The organism is Klebsiella sp. Ech2A (assembly GCF_030078455.1).
GTDB classification, from domain to species: domain Bacteria; phylum Pseudomonadota; class Gammaproteobacteria; order Enterobacterales; family Enterobacteriaceae; genus Klebsiella; species Klebsiella terrigena.
Window position 1 is genome coordinate 1 of record NZ_JAQGFU010000208.1, and the last position, 7,015, is coordinate 7,015.

The following is a 7,015-nucleotide window of genomic DNA, read 5'->3' on the forward strand; positions in this document are numbered from 1 at the left end:
GCAGGCGCTGACCAGCGCGGTCAACTGCGCGCCGATCTGGTTCGCCACCCCGCCGCAGGAGCGCGCGGCCATCCTCGAACGCGCGGCGATCCTGATGGAAAGCCAAACGCAGACGCTGATCGGGATTCTGGTGCGCGAAGCGGGTAAAACCTTCAGCAACGCCATCGCCGAAGTTCGCGAAGCGGTGGACTTCCTGCACTACTACGCCGGCCAGGTTCGCGACGACTTTGATAATGAAACCCACCGTCCGCTGGGGCCGGTGGTGTGCATCAGCCCGTGGAACTTCCCGCTGGCAATCTTCACCGGCCAAATTGCCGCCGCACTGGCGGCGGGCAACAGCGTGCTGGCGAAACCCGCCGAGCAGACGCCGCTGATCGCCGCTCAGGGCGTGGCAATTCTGCTGGAGGCCGGCGTCCCGCCGGGCGTTATCCAGCTGCTGCCTGGCCGCGGGGAAACCGTCGGCGCGGCGCTCACCGGCGACCAGCGCGTGCGCGGGGTGATGTTTACCGGCTCCACCGAGGTCGCGACGCTGCTGCAGCGCAACATCGCCAGCCGCCTTGACGCCCAGGGGCGTCCGACGCCGCTGATCGCCGAAACCGGCGGCATGAACGCGATGATCGTCGACTCGTCGGCGCTGACCGAGCAGGTGGTGGTCGACGTGCTGGCCTCCGCCTTCGATAGCGCCGGCCAGCGCTGCTCCGCGCTGCGGGTGCTGTGCCTGCAGGAGGAGATTGCCGACCATACGCTGACCATGCTGCGCGGCGCGATGGGCGAATGCCGGATGGGCAACCCTGGCCGCCTGACCACCGATATCGGGCCGGTGATTGATGCCGAAGCGAAAGAGAATATCGAGCGCCACATTCAGACGCTGCGCGCCAAGGGGCGCAACGTCTTCCAGGCGGTGCGCGAGAACGGTGAGGACGCCCGCGAATGGCAGAGCGGGACCTTCGTTCCGCCGACGCTTATCGAGCTCGACAGCTTTGACGAGCTGAAAAAAGAGGTCTTTGGCCCGGTTCTGCACGTGGTGCGCTACAACCGCAACGCGCTGGATCGGCTGGTTGAGCAGATCAACGCGTCCGGCTACGGCCTGACGCTCGGGGTTCATACCCGCATCGACGAAACCATTGCCCAGGTCACCGGCAGCGCAAAAGTCGGCAACCTGTACGTCAACCGTAATATGGTCGGCGCGGTGGTGGGCGTTCAGCCGTTTGGCGGCGAAGGCCTGTCGGGCACCGGTCCGAAAGCGGGCGGTCCGCTGTATCTGTACCGCCTGCTCTCAAGCCGTCCGCACAACGCCGTCGGCGCCACCCTTGCCCGCCAGGACGCTGAACGTCCGCTGGACGCCCAGCTGAAAACCCTGCTGGAAAAACCGCTGGTTGCCCTGCAGCAGTGGGCCACAGGCCGGCCGGAGCTGCAGGCGCTGTGCCAGCAGTATAGCGAACAGGCGCAGGCCGGCACCCAGCGCCTGCTGCCGGGGCCGACCGGCGAGCGCAACACCCTGACCTTTATCCCCCGCGACCGTGTGCTGTGCGTGGCGGATAATGAACAGGATGCGCTGACCCAGCTGGCGGCGGCTGTCGCCGTCGGCTGCGAGATCCTGTGGCCGGACAACGCCCTGCATCGCGAACTGGCGAAGAAGCTGCCGCGCGAAGTCAGCGAGCGCATCCGCTTCGCCAAAGAGGCCGAGCTCACCGCCCAGGCCTTCGACGCGGTGATTTACCACGGCGACTCCGATCAGCTGCGCGCGCTGTGCGAACAGGTGGCGGCGCGGGACGGGGCGATCGTTTCGGTACAGGGATTCGCCCGCGGCGAAACCAACCTGCTGCTGGAGCGCCTCTATATCGAGCGCTCGCTCAGCGTCAATACCGCGGCGGCGGGCGGAAACGCCAGCCTGATGACCATCGGCTAAGGCCGATTCCCGCAGGCGGCGTCGGGCAAAACCGTAGCCCGCCGCCGGGGGATCGCAGACCTGATGACAGCAGGCCAAAGCTGTGGTTAATTAAGGCTCCCGGACGGGGGCCTTTTTTATGTATGGGAGTGGAACAATGAAACGTACTTTACTCGCGCTTGCCGCCCTGTTAGCAAGCGGTCAGGCGCTGGCGGACGAATGCGCCAACGCCAACAATCAGATCGAGATGAATCAGTGCACGGCGGCGCAGTATCAGGCGGCCGACGTCAAGCTCAACCAGACCTACCAGCAGGCGCTGAAGCGCGCCTCAGGCAGCCAGCAGGCGCTGCTGAAGAAATCCCAGCTGGCGTGGATCGCGCTGCGCGACGCCGACTGCGCGTTTTTGACCTCCGGGTCCGAAGGCGGCACCATCCAGCCGACGCTCGTCAACCAGTGCATGACGGACAAAACCGTGGAGCGCGAATCGTATCTCTCCTCGCTGCTGCAGTGCGAAGAGGGCGATCTGAGCTGCCCGCTGCCGCCGGCCAACTAGCGCACCCGGATCCCTTCCACGATCATCCGCTGCACGTTCTCCACGGTCTGCTGAAAGAACGCTTCATCGCGCAGCGTTGCGCCGGTCACCGCCTCAATCTGGGTGGCAAAATCGGCGTAATGCTGCGTGGTGGCCCAGATCATAAAGATCAGGTGCTGGGGGTCGACCGGCGCCAGCTTGCCGCTTTCAACCCAGCCGGAAACGATCGCCGACTTTTCATCCACCAGCGCTTTCAGATCGCCGGTCAGCTCCCCCATCAGCAGCGGCGCGCCCTGCAGCATCTCAAGGCAGAACAGCTTTGACGCCTGCGGATGGTCGCGGGAGACCTCCAGCTTCAGGCGAATGTACTCGCGGATCGCCACCAGCGGGCTGATATCTTCGCGAAAGGCCTTCAGCGGCGCCAGCCAGATGGTGAGGATCTGCTGCAAAACGGCAACGTACAGCGCCTCTTTCGACGGGTAGTAGTAAAGCAAATTGGTTTTCGATACCCCGGACAGCTCCGCAACCTGCTCAAGCCGCGTGCCGTGAATGCCAAATTGCGAAAACGCGTCCAGCGCGGCGGCGAGGATAGCCTCTTTCTTTGCGCTCACCGCCAGCGAACGCTTGCCGCTTTTTTTCTCGGCGCCCTGTGCCATTTGTTATCTCCTTGTTTCACCGCCATCAGCATAGCAAAAGCCCATCGCCGACACGACCTCCTGCACCCCAATTGCGCATGACTGCCGTTTTTTCGTGCACCGATTTTGACCATTTAGTCTACTTTTTCAGAGCTCACATCCGGCAACTATTAAGCAACACATTAATAACATTGGCTTTTGTAAAACTGGCATCGTCTTTGCTTTATCAGATTAGCGAGGTGGCTCAGGAAGATGCAGGATGCAGCGCCGCACGCCTTCTTGTTTAACGACCGCAAAGAGGTGCATATGAAAATTGGTGTCTTCGTTCCGATCGGCAATAACGGCTGGCTCATTTCCACCCATGCCCCGCAGTACATGCCGACGTTTGAGCTAAATAAAGCGATTGTGCAGAAAGCCGAGCACTACAACTTTGACTTCGCGCTGTCGATGATCAAGCTGCGCGGCTTTGGCGGTAAAACCGAATTCTGGGATCACAATCTCGAATCCTTCACCCTGATGGCGGGCCTGGCGGCGGTGACGTCGCGGATTCAGATCTACGCCACCGCCGCCACCCTGACCCTGCCTCCGGCCATCGTCGCCCGGATGGCCTCCACCATCGACTCTATTTCCGGCGGCCGCTTCGGCGTTAACCTGGTCACCGGCTGGCAAAAGCCGGAGTACGAGCAGATGGGGATCTGGCCGGGTGACGACTATTTCGCCAGCCGCTACGACTATCTCAGCGAATATGTCCAGGTGCTGCGCGATCTGTGGGGGACCGGGAAGAGCGACTTTAAGGGCGACTACTTCACGATGAACGACTGCCGCGTCAGCCCGCAGCCGTCGCAGCCGATGAAGGTTATCTGCGCCGGGCAAAGCGATGCCGGCATGGCCTTCTCCGCCCAGTACGCCGACTACAACTTCTGCTTCGGCAAAGGGGTCAACACCCCGGCCGCCTTCGCCCCGACCGCCGCGCGCATGATGCAGGCGGCGGAAAAAACCGGCCGCGACGTCGGCTCGTACGTGCTGTTTATGGTTATCGCCGACGAAACGGATGAAGCCGCCCGCGCCAAATGGGAGCACTACAAGGCCGGCGCCGACGAAGAGGCGCTGGCGTGGCTCACCGAGCAGAGCCAGAAGGATACCCGCTCCGGCAGCGATACCAACGTCCGCCAGATGGCCGACCCCACCTCGGCGGTCAATATCAACATGGGCACCCTCGTCGGCTCCTACGCCAGCGTCGCCCGCATGCTCGATGAAGTCGCCGCGGTCCCCGGTACCGACGGCGTGCTGCTGACCTTTGACGATTTTCTCTCCGGAATTGACGCCTTCGGCGAGCGCATTCAGCCGCTGATGCGCTGCCGTGACCACATTGCCACCGCTACTCGCGAGGTTGCCTGATGATTACCCTTCCCGCTCGCCCGGAATCCTTAACCTTCGCGGCGCAAAACAGCGCGCTGATCGTGGTGGATATGCAAAACGCCTACGCCAGCCAGGGCGGCTATCTCGATCTGGCCGGGTTTGACGTCTCCGCTACCCGGCCGGTTATCGACAACATCAACACCGCCGTCGCCGCCGCCCGCGCCGCCGGAATGCTGATTATCTGGTTCCAGAACGGCTGGGACGACCAGTACATGGAGGCCGGCGGCCCCGGCTCGCCCAATTACCATAAATCCAACGCCCTGAAGACCATGCGCCGCCGCCCCGAGCTGCAGGGCAAGCTACTGGCTAAAGGCGGCTGGGATTACCAGCTAGTCGATGAGCTCAGGCCGCAGCCGGGCGACGTGGTGCTGCCGAAACCGCGCTACAGCGGCTTCTACAACACCCAGCTGGACAGCATTTTGCGCAGCCGCGGCGTTCGCCACCTGGTGTTCACCGGTATCGCCACTAACGTCTGCGTGGAGTCCACCCTGCGCGACGGCTTCTTCCTTGAATATTTCGGCATCGTGCTGGAGGACGCCACCCATCAGGCCGGACCGGCCTTCGCCCAGCAGGCGGCGCTGTTCAATATTGAGACCTTCTTTGGCTGGGTCAGCGACGTCGCCAGCTTCTGCGATGCCCTGCAGCCCGCCAGCCCCATCCCGTTCCCGGAGGAGAAACGTTATGCCTAAACAGGTCATTATTCCACCCGGCACCACCGCGCCGATCGCCCCTTTCGTTCCCGGCACGCTGGCCGATGGCGTGGTGTACGTCTCCGGTACGCTGCCGTTCGATAAGCAAAACAACGTGGTCTATATCGGCGACCCAAAGGCGCAAACCCGTCACGTTCTGGAGACCATCCGCAGCGTTATCGAAACGGCGGGGGGCAGTATGGAGGATGTGACCTTCAACAGCATCTTTATCACCGACTGGAAAAACTACGCCGCGATTAACGAAGTTTACGCCGAGTTCTTCCCCGGCGATAAGCCGGCCCGGTTCTGCATTCAGTGCGGCCTGGTGAAGCCTGAGGCGCTGGTGGAGATCGCCACGGTGGCGCATATCGGGAAGCCGGCGCTATGAAGCTCAATATCGCCCCAGCGCCCTATGCGGGCGCCCCGGTTGTGGTGCTGAGCGCCGGGCTGGGCGGCGCCGGCGGCTACTGGACCGCGCAGCGCGCGCCGCTGGCAGAGCGATACCAGCTGGTGACCTATGACCAGAACGGCACCGGCGAAAACGCCGGCCCGCTGCCCGCCGCCTACGGCATGGCCACCATGGCCCAGGAGCTGTGGCAGGCGCTGGAGAAGGCCGGGATCACGCGCTTCGCGCTGGTGGGCCATGCGCTGGGCGGGCTGATCAGCCTGCAGCTGGCGCTCGACAAACCCCGGGCGGTCAGCGCCCTGGTGCTGGTTAACGCCTGGCTGACGCTGTCGACCCACACTCGCCGCTGCTTCCAGGTGCGCGAGCGCCTGCTGCATACCGGCGGCGCCCAGGCGTGGGTGGAGGCGCAGCCGCTGTTCCTCTATCCGGCGGAGTGGATGGCCGCGCGCGCGCCGCGCATGGAGGCGGAGGACGCCCTCGCGCTCAGCCATTTTCAGGGTAAGGACAACCTGCTGAAGCGGCTACAGGCGCTGAAGCAGGCCGATTTTTCTCGTCAGGCGGCGGCGGTGACCTGTCCGACCCTGATGATCAGCGCCCGTGACGATCTGCTGGTGCCCGCCTCCTGCTCGCGCGCGCTGCAGGCCGCGATCCCGGGCAGCCAGCTGGTGGAGATGGCCTGGGGCGGCCATGCTTGTAACGTCACCGATACCGATACCTTTAACCCTATTTTATGCGACGGGCTGGCCGCAATGCTGCCCGCCGGCCAGGAGAGTTTATGAGTGAGAGAATTAGCCAAAGCGCGTGCGACACGCTGTTCAGCCACGCCAGAACCCACGGCAGCTGGCTGGATAAGCCGGTGTCCGACGGCCTGCTGGAGGAGATTTACGCGCTGATGAAAATGGGCCCGACCTCGGCCAACTGCTCGCCGGCGCGGATCGTGTTTGTCCGCACCCCGGAGGGCAAAGAGAAGCTGCGCCCGACGCTCTCCAGCGGCAATCTGCAAAAAACCCTCAGCGCGCCGGTCACCGCCATCGTGGCCTGGGACAGCGCCTTTTACGATCGCCTGCCGGCGCTGTTCCCCCACGGCGACGCCCGCAGCTGGTTTACCTCCAGCCCCCAGCACGCCGAGGAGACCGCGTTTCGCAATAGCTCCCTGCAGGCGGCCTATCTGATTTTCGCCTGCCGCGCCCTCGGCCTGGATACCGGGCCGATGTCGGGATTCGATCGGGAAAAGGTCGACGCGGCCTTCTTTGCCGGGAGCGGCTGGAAAAGCAACCTGTTGATTAACATCGGCTATGGCGATGAGACAAAGCTCTACGATCGCCTGCCGCGTCTCTCCTTTGACGACGCCTGCCGGCTGGCATAAGGAGCCTCCATGCCTATTGCGGATAAACAAAGCTTTCGCGACGCCATGGCCCAGGTCGGCGCCGCGGTGAACATTATTAC

General features: G+C 63.5%; 8 protein-coding genes and 1 pseudogene. 8 read left to right on the plus strand and 1 reads right to left on the minus strand.

All coding sequences use genetic code 11. The features are described 5' to 3' along the window. Together PFH44_RS23075 and PFH44_RS23080 are read left to right on the plus strand one after the other, a co-directional pair. A partial coding sequence (locus tag PFH44_RS23075; protein ID WP_283826276.1) for an L-glutamate gamma-semialdehyde dehydrogenase occupies positions 1–1,909 on the plus strand: 1,909 nt, incomplete at its 5' end. A gap of 136 nt (positions 1,910–2,045) precedes the next feature. Next, positions 2,046–2,441 carry a lysozyme inhibitor LprI family protein gene (locus PFH44_RS23080; RefSeq protein ID WP_283826277.1) on the plus strand — a complete coding sequence of 132 codons (396 nt, stop codon included), beginning with the start codon at positions 2,046–2,048 and terminating at the stop codon, positions 2,439–2,441. On the opposite strand, the gene rutR is transcribed toward PFH44_RS23080, so the two are convergent. Then, positions 2,438–3,076, minus strand: a complete 639-nt coding sequence (rutR, locus tag PFH44_RS23085; RefSeq protein ID WP_041144920.1) for an HTH-type transcriptional regulator RutR — start codon at positions 3,074–3,076, stop codon at positions 2,438–2,440. The two genes, PFH44_RS23080 and rutR, sit on opposite strands and share 4 nt — an antisense overlap. Before the next feature lie 285 nt (positions 3,077–3,361). Here rutR and rutA point away from each other — a divergent pair, with 285 nt between their 5' ends. From rutA to PFH44_RS27970, 6 genes and pseudogenes are all read left to right on the plus strand, one after another. Next, positions 3,362–4,453: a pyrimidine utilization protein A gene (rutA, locus tag PFH44_RS23090; RefSeq protein WP_045855448.1), complete on the plus strand. Its 1,092-nt coding sequence runs from the start codon at positions 3,362–3,364 to the stop codon at positions 4,451–4,453. Further along, on the plus strand, positions 4,453–5,163 hold the full coding sequence (rutB, locus tag PFH44_RS23095) for a pyrimidine utilization protein B (protein WP_045854795.1): 711 nt from the start codon (positions 4,453–4,455) through the stop codon (positions 5,161–5,163). The genes rutA and rutB overlap by 1 nt, the downstream gene beginning before the upstream one ends. Then, the gene (gene rutC, locus PFH44_RS23100; RefSeq protein WP_045854794.1) at positions 5,156–5,551 is read left to right on the plus strand and encodes a pyrimidine utilization protein C; all 396 of its coding nucleotides are present in this window, start codon (positions 5,156–5,158) and stop codon (positions 5,549–5,551) included. Before rutB ends, rutC begins: the two co-directional genes overlap by 8 nt. After that, positions 5,548–6,348: a pyrimidine utilization protein D gene (rutD, locus tag PFH44_RS23105; protein WP_283826278.1), complete on the plus strand. Its 801-nt coding sequence runs from the start codon at positions 5,548–5,550 to the stop codon at positions 6,346–6,348. Before rutC ends, rutD begins: the two co-directional genes overlap by 4 nt. Then, complete coding sequence (locus PFH44_RS23110; RefSeq protein ID WP_045854792.1) at positions 6,345–6,935, plus strand: malonic semialdehyde reductase; 591 nt, start codon at positions 6,345–6,347, stop codon at positions 6,933–6,935. Before rutD ends, PFH44_RS23110 begins: the two co-directional genes overlap by 4 nt. A 9-nt stretch (positions 6,936–6,944) precedes the next feature. Further along, positions 6,945–7,015, plus strand: a pseudogene (locus PFH44_RS27970) (FMN reductase); the annotation flags it as partial.